This is a genomic window from Caballeronia sp. LZ003 (genome assembly GCF_031451465.1).
Classification (GTDB): domain Bacteria; phylum Pseudomonadota; class Gammaproteobacteria; order Burkholderiales; family Burkholderiaceae; genus Caballeronia.
Window position 1 is genome coordinate 292,491 of sequence record NZ_JARUXJ010000002.1, and the last position, 22,151, is coordinate 314,641.

Genomic DNA, 22,151 nt, shown 5'->3' on the forward strand with positions numbered 1-22,151 from the left:
CCTTAACGCGTGGCCGTCGTGAAGCCGTACTCTTCGCGCGCGCCGTAACGTCCCGGCGCAAAGCCGTTGAACACGTGACCGCCGATCTTCGCGCCGACGTTGCGCAGGCGGCGCAGCGTCTCTTCCAGTTGGCGTGCGCCAGTGAGATCGGCACGCGACACGAGCAGCACGAGATCGCAGTTCTGCATCGCGATGGATTGCGCGTCGCCAACAGGCAGCACCGGCGGCGAATCGATCACGATGTAGTCGTAGATGCCACGCACCATCGCCAGCATTTCCTGGAAGGCCGGGCGTCCAAGCAGCTCTGCCGGGTTCTCCGGATAAAGCGCGCCTGCGTCCATCATCGAAAGGCCGCTCGTGCCAATCCGCACGATGGCATCTTCGACGCGTGCCGAACCTTCGAGCACTTCGGCGAGGCCCGGACCCGTGCGTCCGTCGACGAGATGACGCAGCCGGCCCTGACGCATGTCCGCATCGATCAAGAGCACCGAAGCCTGCGTCTCGGCGAGCAGATAAGCGAAGTTCGACGACACGAAGCTCTTGCCCACACCTTGCGTCGGTCCCGTGAAGAGGATGATCTTGCCTTCGTGGTTGTCTGCATCGACCACATAGCCCGAGTTCATCACGCTCATGTTCATCGAAGGCATGGCGCTCAACGTGGACATGGGGTTCATCGGCGCGGTCGGGTTCATCGGGTTCCAGCTATTGAGCGCGGGATGAGCCGTCATCGGCACGCCGTTCAGCATTGCACGAACGCTGCTGCGCAAGGAGCGCAATGCTTCGATGCTCGGGTCGGTCGGGCTCGTCATGGCAAGCAGCTTGGCCGGTGCGGCGTTGTGTGTCAGTGCGCGAACGTCCTGGCGCAATTGCGCGGCGGAGCGGGCAACCACGGCGAGGCGCGGGATTTCCGAGAAGCTGTCGATCTCCTCGGGGCTGCGCAATTCGCGGCGATTCAACGCGATCAGATAGATCGCCACCGTGCTCACGAACAAGCCACCGAAGATGGAACCGAGCAACACGATCCACGCGCGCGGCCACGATTGCTTCTCGGGCGCGAGCGCCCAGTCCACCACGGCCACGCCCGGCGGCGTGCTGGCGGCAGCGACTTCGAGCTGCTGCGCGTTGGTCAGCACGCTCGTGTAAAGCTGCGTGGTGACGGCGACATCGCGTGCGAGTTCGACGTACTGACGTTGCACGGTCGGCAGGTTCGCCGCCGTCTTGGCCGTCTCGGCGATCTCGTGCTTCACCTGATTCAATTGCGTGAGCGCGCTCTGATAGTTCTCGTTTTCCGGACGGAACTTGTGCTGCGCGGCATCCAGCGCGAGCGACAACGTGGTCTGCTGCTCTTCGAGACGGCTCATGCGGGTAATGAGCGCGGTATTCTGCTGCGCCATGTCCACGGTGCCCGTCTGCGTGCGAAATGCGTTCAGGCGGCTTTCGGCGGTTTCGAGATCCTGCTTGAGGCCAGGCAGGCGCTTCTTCAGGAAGTCGAGGCTCGTCTGGGCTTGCGCGGCGCGGCGTTCGACATCGCGTTCCTGATACGTCTTGACGATGGCGTTGACCATCGCTTGCGCGTCGAACGGCGACTCGGCCTGATAGCTCAGATGGATCAGCGACGGATCATGCAGCGACGAATCGCGCGGCGGAATCGACGTACGCATGCGCAGCAACACGTTTTCGAGCGTCATTTGCTGCGAGTAACGCGTGATCTCGAAGCTCACGCCGGGACGTGCACGCAAGGTGTCGATACGCACTTCTGCAGGCGCCTGGCCGTCGACGGTCGAGACCTGGAACGGCACGAGTTCGCCGACGCGGCCCTTGGCGAGTTGCTTATCGTCCTTGTCGAAGAGTGTCCACTGACCATCCTTGTCGGCGACCACGTGGAATTTGTTGCGATAAGCCGCGCTCGGAATGTTGAAGACGCCGGCCTTCATGCGCTCGCCGCCCCATGCGTAGGAATCGAGACCGAACGGTGCAGGCGCGAGTTCGCGGTCGCCTGCATGACGCGAGGCGTACCAGCGGCCGATCAGCGGAAAGTGACTTTCGGTTTCGACGACGACATCCGCGCCGGTCTGCGTAATGGCGCTGGTGACGACCGAGCGCGAGGTCAGGACATCGCTTTCATCGCTCGCGGAGGCGTCTGCCGCCATCGAGCCGGAGACGTCGTTCAGCGAGCTGATCGACGTGCCCGCCTTGGTGCTCTGCACGCGCAAGAGCGCTTCGGCGCGATATTGCGGCGTGGCAAGCAGGACGTAGAGCACGCCAGCGGCGCAACATACGCCTGTTACCGTACCCAGCAGAGTCTTGTGGCGCACGACACTGCGCCAGAGGTCCACGACGCCATCGCCCCGTTGCGAAGCCGCCGTCATTTCGGGCTGCATATTATATGTAAGCATTTTATATCCCAACCAAGAAAACAAAAGTCGTGACGTCAGTGGCAAGGTCCGCCGTCAAACCTAACGTTGTGTGATTCGATCGAAATCGAACTTCAAGTGGCGCGCTGGTCCATTCGCGCCTTGCTGCCTTACTTCGAAGCGATGGTGACGAACACCGGTCCCCGCGCTTCGGTCAACGACAGCGTGCCACGTTCCCCGTGCGGCACGCCGTATACATCGGTGACGATCGCATCAGCCGGCAGATGCGATACATCGAGGTCCATCACGTTCCCATTCCCGTAACACCACACGACGTACTTCGTTGCGTGCGCGCCATCGAGTTTCAGCACGACGTAGCGCGCTTTCTCATCGATGAAATAGCGAGCGTGCACTTCGCCCGCGGTGAAACCGAACAAATGCTTGACTGCGTCGTACGCGGGCAGCTTCGCATTGTTGGCATCGAGCAAGCCGAAGTTGTGCTCCATTTCCTTCGGGTCGGTCCCATCGTCGCGCATGTCGTAGTAGGACGTCAGTCCGACTTGCGCGATCCAGTTCATCAACAGTAGCCGCACCGCGTAGCGAGCTTGCCGCGCTCTTGCTTCGGGTGCGTGGCCGTCGTTGATCTCAGACACATATTCGTATCCAACGCTTGGGTACGACCATTCGGTTGCCCACACTTGGGGGCGTTTTGTATAACCGTTGAGGTCTTCGCGCAACACTCGATAGTCGTCGAGCACGGTTTCCGGGTTCTGCTGTCGATACGGATGCACGCTCACCGCATCGGGACCGAGCGGCTTGCCGGCTTGTCGCGCGGTTGCGCTCATGTCGCCCACGGCACGGATGAATGCGCGATCGATCTGTTGCACGCCGCCCGTCGCGACGATCGCACGCGGATTGGCCGACTTCGCCGTCGTCACCGCTGTTTCAAGCAACGTGCGATAGGCACGCGGCGAAGGCGGCGCGAGCCAGTACTTCTCGTCGTCCTCTTCGTTCCATACTTCGAAACGCACCGGCGCGTTACGGTAGCGATACGCCGCCATGTGCACGTAGGTACTGAACGCGCTCAATTGCACGGCGGAGGTCGGTGGCTGGTCCGGGCTGAAGGCGTAATGCTTGTAGCCGAGGATGAACAACGCGCCCAGGCCGCGTGCCGAAAGATTGGAGACGAGACCGTCGAAGCCGCCGAAATGCCAGCCATCCGGCGCCTGCACCGCTTCCCAGAAGAGGTCCGTGCGAACGAAGGAGAAGCCGACGTCCTTCACGGCATCGAGCAGATGCAGATCGGCGATTTGATGAATGGCGACGCCCGTATTCGCGCGCGACGCGGCAAAGCCCGGCAACTCGATGTACGGATGCTCCGTCGATTGCGACGCGCCGTCGAGCACGAGCGTCGGTGCGGCGGACGCCGCGTGCAGCGAACCGCAAAGGGAGATGAGCGCGGCAAGCACGATGCGCCGCGCCAAGCTTACGTTGGTCCGGATCACGACGAATGCCTTCCGAACGTATGACGGCTTGCTTCGAGTGCCGCGACCTGCTGGTTCGCGCGGCTCGCTTGCAGCCAATGTTCGTTCGACTGTGGCGCGAACCCGTTAAAGCCATAGCCACGCGAAGGCGCTTGCGGATACCACGGGGCAACCGGTCGAGCCATGAGCGCCGGCTGTCGCAGGTAGCTGATGGCAAGACCCAGGAACAGCAGGCAGCCGATCGATTCGCAGATGTCCGTGCTCGCCGCGCTGAAGACGAGATACAGCAGCACCGACCACGCAGCGCGATCGTTCGACGCCGAATTCAGCATGAGCCGCACGAGATACACGACGAGCACCAGCGCGCCGACGAAACCGAAGCACGCAATTGCATAGAGCACGGTGTTATCGGCATACGCAACGTTGAAGCCGAACGGGCTTTCGTAATAGCTCGCGGCCGAGCCGAACGCGCCCGGCCCGAGACCGAACCAGATGCGTTCGTGCTTCATGAGACCTTCGATCAGAAGCGGCCATGTGTTGATCATTCGATCCTGGAACGACGACAGCGTGACGTATCCGCGGCTCGCCAGATTGAATGCGGAGGCGGCGAAGAATGCGACGATCGGCAAGACGATCGGGAAGCCGCTCGCCCACAGACACGCTCGCTTGATGCCGCGCGTAGAAAACAGCATGTGCACGATGACGACGATTGCGAGCGACACCGGCGCGGTCTTGTTGGTCGTGGCGTAGATGGTGGCGCCGGCGAGCGCGAGCAGCACGAACTGCAGCGCCTTCGAGCGGATGTGCATCAAAAGCCACGTGGTCAGAAGGCCGGCCATGAGCGCCACCGATGCGCTGTCGCGACCGAATCCCGACAGCCGCGATGCAACGCCGACGTACGAGGACGTGGCCATCGTCACGTTGTGTCCACCGACCGATACGCTTGCGCCCACCCAGGGCAGCTTCAGCATGCTATTGGCGAGAATACCGATGCCGCAAAGCGCGGCGAGTGTGAGCAGTCCGAGGAACGCCGAGCGTCCGTTCATGAGCGCGAGCGTCTCGCGGGACGCGGTGAGTGCGAAAAGCAGAGGCGTCACGCTCCACAGCCAGAATCCGACTGCGGCAGGCTCGACGCCGTGCGACAGCGAAAGGAAGGTCTGCGTAAGCAGATATAGCGCGATGAGCGCGTGCGTCGCCTTGGGCCGCGTGAGAAGGACGTATAGCACCCAGCCCAACATCAGCACCTTGGGAAGATACGCGGCGGGCGCCATGCCCATCGTCGACGTGTAGTAGCGGATCACGCCGGAGAGCACGTCGCTCGCCACTGCGACGATAAACGTCGCAACCCATAGCTTGTCTTTTAGTGATGCTTTGTTCATCGAGTGACCGTCGCATGTCCGTCGGAAGGAAAAGTCGGTTGCACGATCAAATCGGCAACCGCTTCGTGTTCTTTGCACGCTTGGCGCAGAGTCGATTCAAGTCTGGCCGGACTCGTCTCAGGACCGAAAATTACCTTTGTACGACAAGTGACTCTGTGCGCGCACGCACGCATGAATTTGCGGGCGACAGCTAAACGTTTGCGCCACGGTCCAAACCGCCTCTCAAGCACATCGAGCGTGCGGTAAGCCACTTATCGCGATGCCAGTTGAAGCCCGGCTAAAGCTTTTAGGCGAGCGGTTTGAAGGGGGGAATCACAGGACTCGTGCGCGGTCTATGCGGGCGATTATCTTCGTGCGTTTCGCGACTGAAACCGCGGTTGATCGCAGGCGATTAATACGCAATAAATTCGGCTCTTATCCGGACCGAAAAGGCACGCTGTCGCATTCCGCCACAGCCTTAGCCACAATGGCGCGGCGACGCTATCGCGTATGAAGATTACAGAATTTCCTGTTATTGAAAGGTTTGAAAACGATTCAAAAGCCAACATCATTCGCGTCAAACTTTAGGGTGGAAAACAGATTATTTATTCACGGTTTTGTACTATAAAAGTACGTTTTTCCGTTTGGTCCAACTGGTTACATGCTGTTACGTCTTTTATCGTACTTAACGACGTTTCAACTGTGTAACATTCCTCATGACCCCTCCGGCAATAAACGGATGACGGTCGCGCCTTAATTGTCCAGGCGCATAGGCTGATTCGCCTCTCTCTCCCAAAGCACTGCTTACCGAGGTCCTTTAAGGCACTCGGGGGAGACCCTTTGCGCGGTCAGAATCAATGCACACTGAGCCATTATCCAAAATGAAGAATAATCGTCTGGTCGTAATTTCGTGCTATTTAGGCACCCTAATCTTGTCCGCATGCGGTGGCGGTGGCAGTGACGGAACGCCGTCGAGCGTCGTCAACAGCGCAACCGATCCCGTTGCGGTGGTGGATATCGCCAAGCATCCTGCTTCGGTGAGCGGCACCGTCATTCCCCCGGCCACGTCGATCAGCGACTCGTCGGGCGCGGTGTGGACGGTCAAGAGCGGCGTGGTGTATCGCGCCAATCAGAAAGCCGGCTTCTCGCAGGACGTGATCGCGCTGCTTTGGTACGCAGGCAAGATCTATCAGCAGAACGTGAACAAGCTCTGGTGGGTCTGGCAGAACAACACGTGGGCAGTTTCGGCCGATCCGCGCCCTGCAGCTTCGACGCCCGCCAGCACGCCGGCATCGACGAACGCGGGTTCGACTTCGGGCTCTGCTTCCGGTTCGACCACGACAGCCATGCCGTTCTTCGGCGTCAACGAGCACTATGCCTACGGCGGCGTCTATTCGTCGACGCCGCTCAGCACGCAGGCTTCGACCATGGTCGACCTCGGCCTGACGGGCATTCGGCAGGACGTGCACGGTTACGATCAGATCGACACGCTCGCGAACAAGGTCATTCCCGGATTAGGTTCCAGTGTCACGGTGATGCCGCTGATCGATGCCTATCCGTGGGACGACCCTTCGCTGAACGGCAAGACGCCGACCGAAGACAGCGCCTACGCATATGCGTATTCCATGGCCGCTTACGCCGCGACCAAGCTCAAGGGCGTGCCGGTCGTCGAGTTCGGTAACGAGTACGACCTCGACACGCATAACCGCAAGATTGCAAACGATGGCGTGAACGTTTCCGACTACGACAACACCACGTGGCCAATCTGGCGCGGCGCGCTGCGCGGCTATTACGACGGCTGGCGCTCGGTGGATACGGCCGGACAGACGAAGGTCATTGCCACGGCTTCGGCGGGCTTCCTGTACCTCGGCTGGTACAAGGGCATGTTGACAGGCGTGCAGCCGGATGGCTCGACGGGACATCCGAAGGTGAAGACCGACATCATCCAGTTGCACTGGTACTCGGACGGTCTCGATCCTGAGAACACGTGGGGCAAGGACGGCACCAACTACAACGTGCTCAAGATCATGCACGACACGTACAACCTGCCGATCATGTTCACGGAAATTGGCGTGAATATGGACTTTTCGACGGCTCAGGCGCAGGCCTATATCACGAAGACGGTCCCGGAACTTTACGCGGCACGCAGCACGTATAACGTGATCGGCTTCCAGTGGTACGAGCTCTACGACGATCCTACCGGCGACTACGGCATTCTCACGAATAGCGGCGCGAAGAAGGCGATCTATTCGACGATGAAGGCAGCAGTGGCGGCTTCGAAGTAATCGAGTTTTGCTGTAGTACCAAAACACCCGGCGCAAGGTTCAACATGCCTTCCGCCGGGTGTTTCGCATTTCAAGGTCTCACGCATTCGCGACCGAAACGCCCGCGCGCTGGAGAATGTGCTGATTACGCGGTGACAAGTTCGCGAACTGCAAACGCTTCCCTGCCTTTCGATAGCGGTCTTGCAACATTTCGAACGCCACGATTGCAGAGTGATCCGCGACATGCAGATGCTGACAATCGACGATGACATCGTCCGCATCGTTCTGCGGATCGAAAAGGTCCTGAAAATTCGCCGTCGATGCGAAAAACAGGGTTCCGTGCAATCCGTAAGTACGTGTGCCCTTTTCATCGGATTTCGACTCCGCGCGAATCTCGCGGGCATGTTGCCAGGCGAAGTTCAACGCGGCGATCACGATGCCGCATAGCACCGCAATCGCCAGATCGGTGAACACGGTGATAACCGTGACCGCAACGATCACGATTGCGTCATTACGCGGCACTTTACCGAGCACACGGAGCGATCCCCACGCGAAGGTCTGCTGCGCCACGACGAACATCACGCCGACCAACGCGGCGAGAGGAATTCGTTCGATAAGCGGCGACAGGAAAAGGATGAACAGCAAGATCATGATGCCGCTCGTCGCACCTGATAAGCGGCTGCGTCCGCCCGAACTCAGGTTGATCATGGTCTGACCGATCATGGCGCAACCGCCCATGCCGCCGAACAAGCCGGATACGATATTCGACACGCCAAGCGCCACGCATTCGCGATTGGGCTGTCCGCGCGTTTCGGTGATCTCATCGGTCAGATTGAAGGTCAGGAGCGTTTCCAGCAAGCCGACAATCGCCATGAGAAGCGCGTAAGGAAAGACGATTCTGAGCGTATCGAGATCGAGCGGTATCGTCGGCAGATGAAAGCTCGGGAACGCGCCCGCGATGTGCGCCATGTCGCCCAGTGTCCGCGTCGGCAAATCGAGCAACTGGCTTATCAGGCCGATACTCAGAATGGCGACGAGCGCCGGCGGCACCGCCTTGGTGATGCGCGGCAGCAGATACACGATCAGCATCGTCAACGCGACGAGACCCGACATGACCATCAACGGCGTTCCCTGCAACCAGACTTCGCCTTGCGGTGTGGCGCGTTTGAAATGCTCGAGCTGCGCCATGGCAATGATGATCGCGAGGCCATTCACGAAGCCGATCATCACGGGATGCGGCACCATGCGGATCAGCTTGCCGAGACGCAAAAGTCCGAAGACGGTCATCAGCACGCCGCCAAGAATAACGGTAGCGAGAAGATACTGAGCGCCGTGCTCGACCACGAGAGCGACGATGACGACCGCCATCGATCCCGCCGCGCCGGAAATCATGCCCGGTCTGCCGCCGAAAATGGCGGTCAGCGCGCAGATGATGAAAGCGCCGTAAAGGCCCATCAAGGGATTCACCTGCGCGACGAGCGCGAACGCAATGCACTCGGGAACGAGCGCAAACGATGACGTAAGGCCCGCGAGCACATTCGCGGGAACATGCGTGAGCCATTGCTGCTTGAGAGATTGAATCTGCATCGAATGAGTTCCGCAGTCCGCACATGGCGCACTGCGTTTGAAAGCCGGCGCAAAACGCCGATGGTGTCGAACGGAGTCGCCGGTGTCGAATCGACGAGATGGCAGCACGTCGCCTGAAGCAAGCCAGGCGAACGCACCCGTACACGCGAACCCCCAAGGTGCAAAGCCGTCTGAACGGTCGGAGGTTCTCGGAAAGCTACATGGGTGCGTGAGAAATTCGGTGTGGGCGCGAGATCGCCCGGGAAGGCTCGTAGTTTACCCTAATCCGTAAATTCGAGTGATGCGCTTGCCCCGGCCATGTCATGCAGCATGCGCTTGAATGCAATCGTCGACATTCCACACTTCACTCCAACTCAAAACGTTTCCACTCAGGCATCGGCGATACTGCAGTCACGCGCCGCTAGCAACTTCGCGGACTCGATGAACAACTCTTTGAGCGTACACATCATGAGCCGGGAAATCATTCGTGTCGAACCGCTTTCAAGCTGGCTCGAGCGCTGGAATGCGCCGACCTCCGCCGTCACGCGTCATCGCGACACGGTGTACGTGTCAGGCTTTCCTCCGTTCGATCCGCAGACCGGCGAGATCATGCAAGCATCGATCGAAGTGCAGACCCAACGCGTGTTGGAGCAACTGAAGCTGTGCGTCGAGACGGCGGGTTCATCGCTGGATCAGGTTCTCAAGTGCAACGTCTATTGCACCTCAGTCGCCGCTTTCCCGGTCGTGAACGACATCTACGGACGATTCTTCGGCCCCAATCCGCCCGCGAGAATCTTCGTCAATGTGCCTGCGTGGCCGGGACATTTCGATATCGAGATTGACTGCATCGCGGCGATATAGCGTGCTGACGTGTGCCCTTAACTTCCCCGCACCGTTCCCGTCCGCCCAAGGCGCGCGGCCAGCACGGACAACGCATCGTAGGCTTCGCGCGATACCTCGTCCCACGCTGCGATAGCCCGCGACTGCGCTTCCACCACCGCGCGGTCGCCTCGCGCGGCGGGGCCTGTCAGCGCATCGCGCGGGCCGAGGGCAAGTACGTTATCGACGGAATTGCGCGCAAGCGTATGCCTCATGTCCTGAATCAGCGTGTCCGGAATGCCCGCCGCTTGCCACATCTCGACGGACATCGCCGCGAGCACCGGCAAGAAGTTCGACGCCATGACGGCCGCCGAGTGATACAGCGCCTTGCTGCCCGGCTCGATGTCGAAACACCGCGCACCGATCGCGCCCAGCACCTCGCTCCATGCGCCACGCGCGGCGGCGTCGCCTTCCAGACCGCATGGCGTGCCTTCGAACTGGAAGACGGAGGTGCCGGGGTTGGCGAAGCTCAACATGGGATGCGCGCTCGCAACGCTCCAGCCGATGCCGCGCAAAGGCGCGAGCGTGTCGGCATCGAGCGCGCCGCTGCAATGCACCGCCACCGACGCGCCCCGGCCTTCGTGCGCGCGAGCGAGCTGCTCGGCCACTTCGGCGATGCGCATGTCGGGCACCGACAAGAGCCAGATATCGGCGGGGCGCATCGTGGCCAAGTCTTCGGCTACGCGGCCCGCGCCGATGAAATCGACCGCTTCGGCGGCGCGTTTGGCGTCGGTATCGAAGACATCGCCGATATCGAGCACGCGGTTCGCGACGATCAGATTGCCAAGCGTCGCGCCCACGCGCCCCGCGCCGATGATGTTGAGTTTCGCCATGATGCGAAAGCGCGTGCGCCTCAACCGTGCCGAATGGCGATGGTCTTGAGGCTCGTGAAGCCATAGAGCGCTTCGAAGCCTTTCTCGCGCCCGTGGCCGCTCGCCTTCACGCCGCCGAACGGCAGTTCGACGCCGCCGCCCGCGCCATAGTTGTTGATGAAAACCTGCCCCGCCTGCAGCTTGCGCGCGAGGCGCAGACCACGCGAGCCATCGCGCGTCCAGACGCCCGCGACGAGGCCGTAATGCGTGCCGTTGGCGAGTCGCACCGCTTCGGCTTCGTCGTCGAAAGGCATGACGGCAAGCACCGGCCCGAAGACTTCTTCCTGCGCGAGCCGGCTGTCCGGCGGCACGTCGCGAAACAGCACGGCTTCCTGGAAGAAGCCATTACGCGATGACTCCGCCGCGATCTTGCCGCGCGCCGCGACACGTATACCTTCGCCTTCCGCGCGCTCGACGATGCCGCGCACCCGCGCCTGCTGCTTCGCGTTGACGAGCGGCCCCATGTCGAGGTCCATCGACGGCGGACCGGAACGCAGCGTCTCGAAGCGCGCGGCGAGCCGCTCGACGACGCTTTCGTAAATGCCGCGCTGGACCAGCAAACGGCTGCCCGCCGAGCAGGTCTGCCCCGCGTTCTGGATGATCGCGTTGAGAATGACGGGCAGCGCTTCGTCGAGATCGGCATCGTCGAAAACGAGTTGCGGCGACTTGCCGCCGAGTTCGAGCACGCTCGGGCAATGACGTTCCGCCGCCGTGCGTCCGACCAGCGCGCCCGTGACCGTCGAGCCCGTGAACGAGATGTGGCCGATGCCCTCGTTCGCCGACAACGCCGCGCCCGCTTCGCTGCCAAGACCCGTGACGACGTTGATCGCGCCCGCCGGAAAGCCGATGTCCGCGGCGATTTCGGCGAGTCGCAGAATCGACAGGCTCGCGTCCTCGGCAGGCTTGACCACGCACGCGTTGCCCGCCGCGAGCGATGCGCCGACGCTGCGCCCGTAAATCTGCATCGGATAATTCCACGGGATGATGTGCCCGGTCACGCCAATCGGCTCGCGCACGGTCAACACGGTGAAGCCCGTCGTATAGGGCAAGGTCTCGCCGTGCAGTTTGTCGACGCAGCCCGCGTAGTACTGAAGATAACGCGCGAGCACGGCCGCGTCGGTGCGCGCGGTCTTGAGCGCCTTGCCGGTGTCGCGCGCTTCGAGTTGCGCGAGTTCGTCGCCGTGTTCGAGCACGGCGGCGGCATACGCGAACAACAGATTCGAGCGCTCGGCCGGCGAGAGTTTGGCCCACGCTCCATCGAGCGCTTCGCCCATCGCGCCGCGCGCGGCGGCGACCGCAGCATCGATATCGGCGGCGTTGCCGCGCGAGATGTGAGCGAACGGCTCGCCCGTGCTCGGATCGATGACATCGAGCGTCGCGCCGCTATCCGGCGCCTTCCATGCGTTGCCGATGAAGTGTCGATATTCCATGTCTTACTCCGTGATCAGTGCGTGTTCCGTGACGGCATCGGCGATCGCCGTGCCAACTTCGACGGTGTTGGCGCCGCCATCCATGTCCGGCGTGCGCGGACCTTTGTCGAGGACGGTTTCGATCGCCGCGACGATGGTTTTGGCGGCCGCTTCGTAGCGCGCCTCGCCGCGTCCGAGATGCTGAAGCATCAGCGCCGCCGACCAGATCTGCCCGATCGGATTGGCGATGCCGCGCCCGGCGATGTCAGGCGCGGAACCATGCACCGGCTCGAACAGCGACGGAAAGCGCCGCTCCGGATTCAGGTTCGCGGAAGGCGCGATGCCGATGGTGCCCGTGCAAGCCGGCCCGAGGTCGGACAGGATGTCGCCGAACAGATTGGATGCGACGACCACATCGAAACGGTCCGGGTTCTGCACGAAGTGCGCGCACAGAATGTCGATATGGTACTTGCGCGTTTCGATGTCCGGATAGCGCTTCGCGGCTTCGGCCAGACGCTCGTCCCAGTAAGGCATGGTGATGGAGATGCCGTTGGACTTGGTCGCGGCCGTGAGTTGCTTGCGTGGCCGGCTTTGCGCCAGTTCGAACGCGAACTTGAGAATGCGGTCCACGCCCGTGCGCGTGAACACGGCCTGCTGCGTGGCGAATTCGCGCTCGGTGCCTTCGAACATGCGCCCGCCCACCGACGAATACTCGCCTTCGGTATTCTCGCGCACCACCAGAAAGTCGATCTCGCCGGGCTTGCGGTTCGCGAGCGGCGACGGCACGCCGGGCATCAATCGCACGGGGCGCAGGTTCACGTACTGGTCGAATTCACGGCGAATCTTGATGATCGATTCCCACACGGCGGTGTGATCAGGCACGACGTCGGGCGTGCCGACCGCGCCGAAGAAGATGGCGTCGTGCTTGCCGATCTGCTGGTCCCAATTCGCGGGCATCATCGTGCCGTGTTGCAGGTAATGCTCCGTGCACCACGAGCCGAATTCGTCGAAATTGAGCGCAATGTCGTAACGCGCGGCCACGGCCTTCAGCACGCGCAGGCCTTCGACCATCACTTCCTTGCCGATGCCGTCGCCGGGAATGACGGCGATGTTATGAGTTGTTGCCATGATCTGCAAAGCCTCCGAAAGTGCGACGCGGAAATGACCGGCGAGACGGCACAGGAGGCGGGCGCACCCAAGGCGCGCCTCTATGGAAATTGCGTTGTCTCCTGCGTCTCTTTTGCTCGCGAGCGCGGCCGCGCCCGGGCATCGGACTATGTCGAATGCCAATCTAGCGGACGCATTCGAACGACGGAAGTGCGAATCGAGGAACGGTGGCTTCGAAAATCCGCAAGGGCTCAGCGCGCGGGGCGCTCGGTATCGAGTTGCGCCGTGCTCGCGGGTCCGATCTCACTCAGAAAGTCGAACAGCCTGCGCGTAGGCAAGGCCGCCGCGCCTTCGCGCATGCCAACCGACATCATCCGTTCGGCCCAGGAATTGGTCAGGCGAATGAAGCGCAAGCGCATCGGCTGAAGAAACAGCTTCACGGCGCCCTCGGGCAACACGCCGATACCCTGCCCCACGGCGATCAACCGGCACATGGCCTCGAAGCTCTGCACCTGCACGCGAAAGCGGATGGTCTTGCCCGCCAGCGCCGCTTCCTTGACCAGCATGCGCGTGACCTCGGCCTTGTCGTCGAGCGCGACGATATCGTGTTCGAGCAGCGCGGCGAACTCGATCTCGTCTCCCTGCAATACATGATCCTCCGGCACGACCACGCTGATCCGGTCGCTGCAATAAGGCGCGAGGCGAATGCCCTCCATGCCCGTTTGCGACGTCACGACGCCGATATCCGCCCGGCCATCGCGCAACGCCTGCAAGATGTCGGCGCTGCGCAATTCGCTGATATGCAGCTTGATGTCGCGATACTTCTGCGAGAACGCTCGCAGATGCTCGGGCAACTCCTGGCTGATCGCGGAGATGTTGGCGAAGACGCGCACCCGGCCCACCGAGCCTTTCGTGTAGTCGGACAGCTCGCTATATATGGCGTCGGTCTTGAGCAGCAGCTCGGTGCCGTGGCGCGCGAGCGCTTCTCCGGCGGGCGTGGGCTCGACGCCCGCCGAAGTTCGATTCAGCAGCACCACCCGGAAATGATGCTCGAGCAGCGCAATGCGCCGGCTGGCCGTCGACAAGGACATATGCGAATGCTGCGCCGCCTTCGACAGACTCCCCGTCTCGACTGCGCGCAGAAAGAGAGCCAGTGAGGTGAGATCGAACAAACCAGACGCTCCGTGAATGGATCATGCCGCGCAGTATGGCACCCTCGCGGCGGCCCTCAGTCTTCGCGCCCTACAGGATTACCCTGAGCGATGCACGCGCGTGGCCGCTCGCATCGGGCGTTCGAACAATTCGAAAGCCCGCTTCAAGGAATTCGCATATCGACGGCGCGCGGCACAGGCTAAATTTCTCATGTCCTGCTGCGTCCGCCGTTTGCCACGAATCCGGCGACACTGACAGGGCTTTAAAAAAATCAGTACATACATGACGGAGACAAACGTGGAAATCGATGCGACCAGCATGCCGGGCGGCGCTCTGCCGTCCGCACCCGCGCGCGACGCGGCCGCCGAGGACCGGATTTTCCGGCGCCTCGCGCTACAGATCCTTCCCATTCTGATGTTCGCGTACATCACCTCGTATATCGACCGGGTGAACGTGAGCTTCGCCAAGCTGCAGATGGCCCAGCAACTCGGCTTCTCCGATGCCGTCTTCGGTTTCGGCGCGGGCATCTTCTTTCTCGGCTATGTAGTCTTCGAAGTGCCGAGCAACATGATTTTGCAGCGCGTCGGCGCACGCCGCTGGATCACGCGGATCATTCTGTCGTGGGGCATCGTATCCGGGCTTACGGCGTTCGTCGCCACGCCGATGCAGTTCTATGCCATGCGCTGTTTGCTGGGCGTCGCCGAAGCGGGCTTCATTCCGGCGATCATCTTCTATATCAGCCAGTCGTTTCCGAGGCACTGGCGCGCTCGCATTCTCAGCATGTTCTACGCGGCGCTCGCGCTGGCGGGACTGATCGGCTCGCCGCTTACCGGCTTCATCATGGAATACTTCAACGGCCTGATGGGCTTGCCGGGCTGGAAGTGGATATTCATCATCGAGGCGCTGCCCGCGTTTCTCGCGGCGGTCTACACGTGGCGAGGTCTGGAAGACGATGTCACGCGAAGCAAACACTGCAGCGAACCCGAACGCGCTTTGTTGTCGCGCGTGCTCGCCGCTGACCGTGCGATCACCGCCGAAGCCAATCACAAGGGCCTTTTGTCGAGCTGGCTCGTGTGGGCGTTTTGCCTCATCTACTTTCTCGACGTGTTCGGCATCTACGGCTACACCTTCTGGGCGCCGACCATGATCAAGTCGATGGGCATCAAGAGCGACTTCGTGATCGGCCTGCTCGCGGCGCTGCCAAACGCGGTTGCGGTCGTCGTCATGGTGCTGTTCGGGCGCAGCGCCGACAAGCGCGGCGAACGGCGCTTGCATGTCGCGGCCTTGCTGTTGATGGGCGCGGCAGGATTGTCGCTCTCGGTGCTCTGGCATGACAACCTGTGGCTCGGCATGCTTGCGCTGTGCATGGCCAATGCGGGATTGCTGTCGTTGCCGCCGCTTTTCTGGAGCATGCCGACGGCGGTGCTGGGCACGAGCGCGGCTATCGGCATTGCATGGATCAGCGCCTTCGGCAATCTCGGCGGCTTCTTCGGTCCTTATGTGGTGGGGTATCTGAAACAGCTTTCCGGCGGCCTCACGCTGCCGATTTTCTCGATGGTCGGTTGCCTTCTGCTCGGCTTCGTACTGGCGGTGATGTTGCCCAAGAGGCTCGTCAACCGTTGATGCGGATGCAACCGGCTTTCCAAACGACAACTCGAAGAGATAGAGCATGAAGCAACGCATCGGCATGATCGGTATCGGTCTCATGGGACACGGTATTGCGCGCAACGTGATGAAGCACGGCTACCCGTTGAGCGTGGTCGAGCATCCCGGCAACCAGCCGCTCGACGAACTGCTGGCGGGGGGAGTCAAGACCTTCACCACGGGCGAGGCGCTCGCGCGCGAGTCCGAGATCGTCATTCTGTGCGTGACCGGATCGCCCGAAGTGGAAGCGGTTCTGAGTGCGCCCGATGGCGTGCTCGCGGGTTTGCAGCCAGGCACCATCGTGATCGATTGCTCGACGGCCGTGCCCGCATCCACGACGCGCGTGGCCGATCGCGTGACGCAGGCGGGCGGCCTCTTCATCGATGCGCCCATGACGCGCACCGCCAAGGAAGCGCACGAAGGACGTTTGAACTTGCTGGTGGGCGCGGACCCGGAAGTGTTCGCGCGAGTGGAGCCGCTGCTGCGCACGTTCGCGGAGAACATCACGCTGGTCGGCGGCACTGGCGCGGGACACAGCATGAAGCTGCTGCACAACTTCGTGTCGCTCGGCACGATTGCGTTGATCTCCGAGGCGGCTGCCTGCGCGAAGCGTGCGGGCGTGGACCCGCAAACTTTCGTCGATGTGCTCGCGAAGGGCGGCGGAGGCGGCGCGGCGCTGGAGCGGCTGCGGCCATCGCTTATCGACGGCGATCCTTCGAGCATGCCTTTTCATATGTCGAACGCGCTGAAAGACCTCGGCTACTACGTGACGATGGCCGGCGACACCCATGCCGTCGATGCCATTGCCACCGCCGTGCAGTCGACTTACGCAGCGGCGGTCGAGCTTGGGGGAGCGCACAGGACGTTGCTGGAGTTGCCGGGGTTGTTGGGTGATGCGGCTGCGGATTCCGAGCGACGTTGACGGTATTGCTGGCCGCACATTGCGGCATAAGCAGGCGGCGCGTGAAGCTCGTTTGATCGAACATTTCGCGCCGCCTCGAACGAATTAATCAGCGACGCCTACCCGCAAAAGGCCGCCAGCAGCCCTTCTCGGCGCCCCTAGATCAAACATCGAAGTTTACAAATTCCCAAACACCCGTCAGAATTGCGCCCGTCCTAATGCGAATAGTTCGCATTTACGGCCAATAACTCGACGACGGAAAATTAGGGATGAAATCAGCACCACGGGGCAGTACAACCATCGGCAAATGGGCGATGCGCCCGTCCACACTGGCGACGCTCCTGCTCTTCGCCACCAGTCAATCGGCCCTTGCGCAGCAAAGCGACACCGGCTCATCGACATCCGGCAACGCCACCGAAGCCACACTCCCCGCAGTCTCCGTCACCGCTTCATCCGACACCGACCCAGGCCAGCATCTGCGCCGCGACGTCAGCACTGGCGCGCTCGGCACCCGCACGCAACTCGACACGCCCTACTCGACCACTATCGTCACCGGCGAAGAACTCGCGGATCGTCAGGCGAAAAAGCTCGGCGATGTCTTCGCGCAGGACGCATCCGTGTCGGACAACAGCAATCCGTACAACGCGTGGGCGAGCTATATCACCGTGCGCGGCATGCAACTCGACTGGCAGAACGGTTACAGGATCGACGGCCAGCCGTTCAACGCCTACGGCATCACCATGCCCTACGAGCAACTCGAAAGCGTCGAACTGCTCAAGGGCTTGTCGGGCTTCATGTACGGCTTCGGCGCGCCCGGCGGCGTGGTCAACTATGTGACGAAGAAGCCGCCCGTCACGGATAAGCAGATCGCCAGCGTCGATGTCGGCTATGCGTCGACGGCCGTATGGTCCGAGCATGTCGACCTGGGTGGGCGTATCGGACCGAACAGCATGTTCGGCTACCGCTTCAACGCGACGCACGAGGAAGGCAAGACCTATAACGACGGCAACGTGCGCCGCGATTCGTTCTCCCTTTCCGCCGATGCACGCCTCACGAAAGACCTCACCGCCACCTTCGGCGCGCTGTATCAGGAACGCCATGCGTCGGGCATCACGACGGCCATCTCGACCGCGCAATACACGGGCGCCTCGTTGCCCGCGACGCTCAGTGGCGGCAGCAGCACGCTCGTCACGCCGGACCAGCATCTGAACACGAACTTGCAACTCTATACTGCCGGCTTGCGCTACAACCTGAATCAGGACTGGACGCTTTCGGCCTCATACAGCTTTAGCAAGAGCACGCGGTATCGGAACGAGAGCACGTACAATCTGCTCGATCCAGCGGGCAACTACGACGACTTTCGCTTCGAAGGCAAGGAAGGGCATCAGCTGAATGCGTGGCAGGTCATGGCCGAAGGTCTCGTAAAGACGGGGCCGCTGCAACATCAGCTCGTGTTCGGCGCCGCGTATCAGAAGCAAACCAACGACAACACCGCGAACAGTTTCTACGACCAGATCGGCACGGGCAACATCTATCAGCCGAACGTCAATCGCTACGACAGTTCGGGCTTCTACACCTATCGCAACGCGGACATCACGCAGAAAGCGCTGTTCGCAAGCGATACCATCGCGCTCACCGAACGCTGGTCGGTGCTCGGCGGCGTGCGCTATACGAATTACGAGCAGCACGGCTACGGTATCGACGGCACGACGACTTCGACTTACTCGCAAAACGGCGTGGTCACGCCGAGCGTCGCGCTGATGTTCAAGCTCACGCCGGGCACGACGCTCTATGCGAGCTACGTCGAATCGCTGGAAGCGGGCAATGTCGTCGGCGACTTCTACGCCAATGCCGGAGCGATCCTCAATCCGCTGCGCAGCAAGCAATACGAAGTCGGCGTGAAGAGTCAGAACGAGCGCTGGAGCGCGACGGCTGCGCTGTTCCGCATCGAGCGCGGCGCGCAATACGCCAATGGCGATAACGTCTTCGTGGAAGATGGCGAGTCCATCTTCGAAGGCATGGAAGCGGGCGCGGATGTTCGCATCGGCCGGGACTGGACGGTCGGCGGCGATCTGATGTGGATCGCGACGCACTACAAGAAAGGCTCGACATTCGACGGCAATCGCGTCGCGGGTGCGCCCGGCTTCGTCGCGGCGGCCCACGTGAATTATGCGGTGCCCGTGGTTCCGGGCCTGACGCTTGGCGCCAATGCGAAGTTCACGGGCAACACGAACCTGCGTCCGTCCGGCGATCTGAACGTGCCGGGCTTCATGATCTACAGCCTTGGCGCGACTTACACGACACGCATCGCGGGACATAACGTCGGCGTGCGCGCGGCTATCGACAATCTGACGAATCGGCGTTACTGGGAATTCCAATATGCCGACTACATTCAGCCTGGCGAGCCGCGCACGGTTTCAATCAATGCGCGTCTGGAGTTTTAAGGAGGATCGGGGGCGTTGCAACCTGGGCGCCCCTTCTCGCCTTCACGCTCAAGCGACCGGAATGGGATTGTCCGTCACGAACTGATTGAACTGCTCGACGAACGCATGTTCATTCGGTCCGGCGTTATCGCGCAGCGGCTTCGCGGCATCGACCACGACTTCCGTCGTCGCTTCCGGCAGCTTCTGCATGATTTCGGCGATGAACGCTTCCAGCTGCATCGCGCGAGGATCGCCGCTCTTGTGGACCAAGTCCGTGTCCACCCACGGCGGCGCGATCTCCAGCACGCGCACGCTCGAATCGCGCAGCACGAAGCGTTGCGACATCGAATACGAATGGATTGCCGCCTTGGTCGCCGAATACAGCGCGGTCGCGGCGAGCGGCACGAACGCGAGCACCGAACTGTTGTTGACGATATACGCCTGTTGCTGCGTCTTCAGATGTTCGACGAACGCCGCGCTCACGCGCACCGTGCCGAGCAGATTCGTGTCGATGAGGCGCACCGCGGCTTCATCGTCGAGCGCGCCGCCTGCATCGTCGAACGGCATGATGCCCGCGTTGTTGATGACGACATTCAACGCCGGATACTTTGCGATCAATTGCGCGGCGACGCTGCGAATCTGCGCGGCGTCGGCGATATCGAGTTCAACCGTGTCGATGCCCGGATTCGCGCTTGCCACTTCATCGAGCAGCGCACGGCGCCGTCCCGCGACGATCACCTGATTGCCGCGCTGATGAAGCGCTTCCGCCAACGCGCGGCCAATGCCCGAAGTGCCGCCCGTGATGAAGATGGTATTGCCCGTGGTTTTCATGGTCAGTCCAAATGTGGAAAAGAGAACGATGGTTCAGGCCGCGTAGCGCGCGGCGGGTGCGTTGGTCGACAGTTCCGGCGCCATCGCCTGACGCGCGGCTTCGTACGCCTGGTACTTGGCGCCGTCGTGCAGCGAGGGAATCGTCACCAGTTCGCCGCGCTCGAAGCCGATTAGCGAGGCATCGACCATGTCGGCCGCCGACATCACGATTGCGGGGTCCAGATTGTCGATAGGGAGCCCGCCGCTTTCCCAGAAGTCCGTCGCCGTCGCGCCTGGCAACACGGCCTGCACGCGCACGCCTTTCGCCGCGAGTTCGTGATGCAGCGACTGGCTGAAGGCCAGCACGAACGCCTTGGTGCCGCCATAGACGCCGTTGAGCAACTCCGGCGCAATACTCACGATAGACGCGATATTGATCACCGCGCCCTTGCCGCGCGCGACGAAGCCCGGCACCGCCGCATAAGTCAGGCGGGTGAGCGCGGTCACGTTGAGGTCGATCATGCGGGTCATTGCATCGACGTCGCTGTCGAGCAAAGGCGTATGCGTACCGACGCCCGCGTTATTCACCAGCAGCGTGATGCTCGCGTCGTCCTTCAGCTTCGCTTCGACACGCGCGAGCGCCGTGCGGTCGTTGAGATCGGCATCGATGATCTCGACGCCCTTCTGCGTTTCATTACTGATACGTTCGGCTAGCGCGGCAAGCTTCTCGCGGTTGCGCGCCACGAGGATAAGGTCGTAGCCCGAACGCGCAAGACGCTCGGCATAGACCGCGCCGATGCCCGACGATGCGCCCGTGACGAGGGCCGTGCCGCGATGGTTCTGAGACATGATGTCACTCCGGTTCGAATGGTGGTGGTGAATCCGTGAGTAGATTCTGCGCGAAATTGACCGCGACCGAAATGACGTATATGGTCGTGTTTTCGGACAAACGACTTTTTTCGGACATCGAGGACGAGGAAACATGCACAGCATCGGCTATTTGTTGAGCGACGGCTTTCAGGTGATGGCAATCGCGTCGCAGTCGGTGTTCGAATACGCCAACCACGTAGCGGGCGAACCCTTTTATCGGATGGCCAACTATTCGGCGCGCGGCGGCGAGGTGTGTTCGTCGTTAGGCATGAGCGTCGGCACGCGCCGGGTCAGTGCGCGTGCCTCCGTGGACACATGGATCGCGGCGGGCGTGAACACGCCGCTCGACACGCCGCCACCTCAAGAAATACTGGCGTTCCTGCGTCGCACGGGTACGCGGGCGCGGCGTATCGCGGGCATTTGCACGGGCAGCTTCGTGCTCGCGGAAGCCGGATTGCTGTCGAACCGGCGCGCGACCACGCACTGGTTCTACGCACGCGAGATGCAAAGCCGCTTTCCCGATGTGCGCATCGAGGACGATCGCATTTATATCGTCGATGGTCCTATCTGGACGTCTGCGGGCATGACTGCCGGTCTGGATCTCGCACTCGCGATGGTCGAAAAGGATCTCGGCGCGGACGTTGCGCGCTCGGTCGCGCATAAGCTCGTGATGCCGCAAAGGCGTTCGGGCGGCCAGTCGCAGCATTCGGAGATGCTCGATCTCGCGCCGAAATCAGACCGCATTCAGAACGCGCTCAACTATGCACGCAAGAATCTGGGCCGGCCGCTGACGGTCGAGGAACTCGCGGGCGAGGCGAATCTCAGTCCGCGTCAATTCAGCCGCGTGTTCACGGAGGAGACGGGGCAATCGCCTGCGAAGGCCATCGAAGCGTTGCGGCTGGAAGCAGCGCGCCTGATGATCGAAAAAAGCCGGCATCCGCTGGAAACCATCGCGAAGGAAACAGGGTTTCGGGATCGCCGGCATATGCGCGAGGCGTTCATGCGCGGGTTTGGCTTGCCGCCGCAAGAGGTCAGGCGGCGGGTTTAGCGTTGCATAG

At 61.8% G+C, this 22,151-nt stretch carries 16 protein-coding genes; 6 read left to right on the forward strand and 10 right to left on the reverse strand.

The window, feature by feature from the left end; translation table 11 throughout:
- Positions 1-2: 2 nt before the first annotated feature.
- The 3 genes from QCE79_RS15970 to QCE79_RS15980 form a co-directional block, all read right to left on the reverse strand.
- The gene (locus QCE79_RS15970; RefSeq protein WP_244831469.1) at positions 3-2,396 is read right to left on the reverse strand and encodes a polysaccharide biosynthesis tyrosine autokinase; all 2,394 of its coding nucleotides are present in this window, start codon (positions 2,394-2,396) and stop codon (positions 3-5) included.
- Positions 2,397-2,524: 128 nt separating this feature from the next.
- Positions 2,525-3,859, reverse strand: coding sequence for a glycosyl hydrolase family 5 (locus QCE79_RS15975; protein WP_309845867.1), 1,335 nt, complete (start codon positions 3,857-3,859; stop codon positions 2,525-2,527).
- Positions 3,856-5,217, reverse strand: coding sequence for a hypothetical protein (locus QCE79_RS15980; protein WP_244831472.1), 1,362 nt, complete (start codon positions 5,215-5,217; stop codon positions 3,856-3,858). Before QCE79_RS15980 ends, QCE79_RS15975 begins: the two co-directional genes overlap by 4 nt.
- Before the next feature lie 911 nt (positions 5,218-6,128).
- Between QCE79_RS15980 and QCE79_RS15985 the strand changes: the two genes are divergently transcribed.
- Entirely contained in the window at positions 6,129-7,481 is a 1,353-nt protein-coding gene (locus QCE79_RS15985) for a glycosyl hydrolase (RefSeq protein WP_250494804.1), read from the forward strand.
- A gap of 78 nt (positions 7,482-7,559) precedes the next feature.
- Here QCE79_RS15985 and QCE79_RS15990 read toward each other — a convergent pair whose 3' ends face one another.
- Positions 7,560-9,047, reverse strand: a complete 1,488-nt coding sequence (locus QCE79_RS15990) for a SulP family inorganic anion transporter (RefSeq protein ID WP_309845873.1) — start codon at positions 9,045-9,047, stop codon at positions 7,560-7,562.
- A 420-nt stretch (positions 9,048-9,467) separates the two neighbouring features.
- On the opposite strand from QCE79_RS15990, the gene QCE79_RS15995 reads away from it, so the two are divergent.
- On the forward strand, positions 9,468-9,887 hold the full coding sequence (locus tag QCE79_RS15995; protein ID WP_309845876.1) for a RidA family protein: 420 nt from the start codon (positions 9,468-9,470) through the stop codon (positions 9,885-9,887).
- A gap of 17 nt (positions 9,888-9,904) precedes the next feature.
- Here QCE79_RS15995 and QCE79_RS16000 read toward each other — a convergent pair whose 3' ends face one another.
- The 4 genes from QCE79_RS16000 to QCE79_RS16015 form a co-directional block, all read right to left on the reverse strand.
- Positions 9,905-10,738, reverse strand: a complete 834-nt coding sequence (locus QCE79_RS16000; RefSeq protein ID WP_309845879.1) for a DUF2520 domain-containing protein — start codon at positions 10,736-10,738, stop codon at positions 9,905-9,907.
- Between the two features lie 20 nt (positions 10,739-10,758).
- Positions 10,759-12,207: an aldehyde dehydrogenase family protein gene (locus QCE79_RS16005; RefSeq protein WP_309845882.1), complete on the reverse strand. Its 1,449-nt coding sequence runs from the start codon at positions 12,205-12,207 to the stop codon at positions 10,759-10,761.
- Positions 12,208-12,210: 3 nt separating this feature from the next.
- Positions 12,211-13,314, reverse strand: a complete 1,104-nt coding sequence (locus QCE79_RS16010) for a tartrate dehydrogenase (RefSeq protein WP_309845885.1) — start codon at positions 13,312-13,314, stop codon at positions 12,211-12,213.
- 230 nt (positions 13,315-13,544) lie between these two features.
- On the reverse strand, positions 13,545-14,465 hold the full coding sequence (locus tag QCE79_RS16015; RefSeq protein ID WP_309845888.1) for a LysR family transcriptional regulator: 921 nt from the start codon (positions 14,463-14,465) through the stop codon (positions 13,545-13,547).
- Positions 14,466-14,742: 277 nt separating this feature from the next.
- Here QCE79_RS16015 and QCE79_RS16020 point away from each other — a divergent pair, with 277 nt between their 5' ends.
- From QCE79_RS16020 to QCE79_RS16030, 3 genes are all read left to right on the forward strand, one after another.
- Positions 14,743-16,068 carry an MFS transporter gene (locus QCE79_RS16020; RefSeq protein ID WP_404989376.1) on the forward strand — a complete coding sequence of 442 codons (1,326 nt, stop codon included), beginning with the start codon at positions 14,743-14,745 and terminating at the stop codon, positions 16,066-16,068.
- Positions 16,069-16,114: 46 nt separating this feature from the next.
- Positions 16,115-17,011, forward strand: coding sequence for an NAD(P)-dependent oxidoreductase (locus QCE79_RS16025; RefSeq protein WP_309845891.1), 897 nt, complete (start codon positions 16,115-16,117; stop codon positions 17,009-17,011).
- 293 nt (positions 17,012-17,304) lie between these two features.
- Positions 17,305-19,434, forward strand: coding sequence for a TonB-dependent siderophore receptor (locus QCE79_RS16030; protein WP_404989377.1), 2,130 nt, complete (start codon positions 17,305-17,307; stop codon positions 19,432-19,434).
- A 48-nt stretch (positions 19,435-19,482) separates the two neighbouring features.
- On the opposite strand, the gene QCE79_RS16035 is transcribed toward QCE79_RS16030, so the two are convergent.
- Both QCE79_RS16035 and QCE79_RS16040 read right to left on the reverse strand, forming a co-directional pair.
- Complete coding sequence (locus tag QCE79_RS16035; RefSeq protein WP_250469568.1) at positions 19,483-20,244, reverse strand: SDR family oxidoreductase; 762 nt, start codon at positions 20,242-20,244, stop codon at positions 19,483-19,485.
- Between the two features lie 33 nt (positions 20,245-20,277).
- Positions 20,278-21,072 (reverse strand): SDR family oxidoreductase, encoded by a 795-nt coding sequence (locus QCE79_RS16040; RefSeq protein WP_244831504.1) that lies wholly within the window; start codon positions 21,070-21,072, stop codon positions 20,278-20,280.
- Positions 21,073-21,205: 133 nt separating this feature from the next.
- On the opposite strand from QCE79_RS16040, the gene QCE79_RS16045 reads away from it, so the two are divergent.
- Positions 21,206-22,141 carry a GlxA family transcriptional regulator gene (locus QCE79_RS16045; protein ID WP_309845900.1) on the forward strand — a complete coding sequence of 312 codons (936 nt, stop codon included), beginning with the start codon at positions 21,206-21,208 and terminating at the stop codon, positions 22,139-22,141.
- Positions 22,142-22,151 lie beyond the last annotated feature (10 nt).

Coding starts and splice junctions, on each gene's coding strand:
- QCE79_RS16010 (WP_309845885.1), bottom strand. CDS start 13,314: ATGGCAACAACTCATAACATCGCCGTCATTCCCGGCGACGGCATCGGC.
- QCE79_RS16045 (WP_309845900.1), top strand. CDS start 21,206: ATGCACAGCATCGGCTATTTGTTGAGCGACGGCTTTCAGGTGATGGCA.
- QCE79_RS15990 (WP_309845873.1), bottom strand. CDS start 9,047: ATGCAGATTCAATCTCTCAAGCAGCAATGGCTCACGCATGTTCCCGCG.
- QCE79_RS15970 (WP_244831469.1), bottom strand. CDS start 2,396: ATGCTTACATATAATATGCAGCCCGAAATGACGGCGGCTTCGCAACGG.
- QCE79_RS15995 (WP_309845876.1), top strand. CDS start 9,468: ATGAACAACTCTTTGAGCGTACACATCATGAGCCGGGAAATCATTCGT.
- QCE79_RS16030 (WP_404989377.1), top strand. CDS start 17,305: ATGCGCCCGTCCACACTGGCGACGCTCCTGCTCTTCGCCACCAGTCAA.
- QCE79_RS16005 (WP_309845882.1), bottom strand. CDS start 12,207: ATGGAATATCGACACTTCATCGGCAACGCATGGAAGGCGCCGGATAGC.
- QCE79_RS16000 (WP_309845879.1), bottom strand. CDS start 10,738: ATGGCGAAACTCAACATCATCGGCGCGGGGCGCGTGGGCGCGACGCTT.
- QCE79_RS16035 (WP_250469568.1), bottom strand. CDS start 20,244: ATGAAAACCACGGGCAATACCATCTTCATCACGGGCGGCACTTCGGGC.
- QCE79_RS16040 (WP_244831504.1), bottom strand. CDS start 21,072: ATGTCTCAGAACCATCGCGGCACGGCCCTCGTCACGGGCGCATCGTCG.
- QCE79_RS15980 (WP_244831472.1), bottom strand. CDS start 5,217: ATGAACAAAGCATCACTAAAAGACAAGCTATGGGTTGCGACGTTTATC.
- QCE79_RS16025 (WP_309845891.1), top strand. CDS start 16,115: ATGAAGCAACGCATCGGCATGATCGGTATCGGTCTCATGGGACACGGT.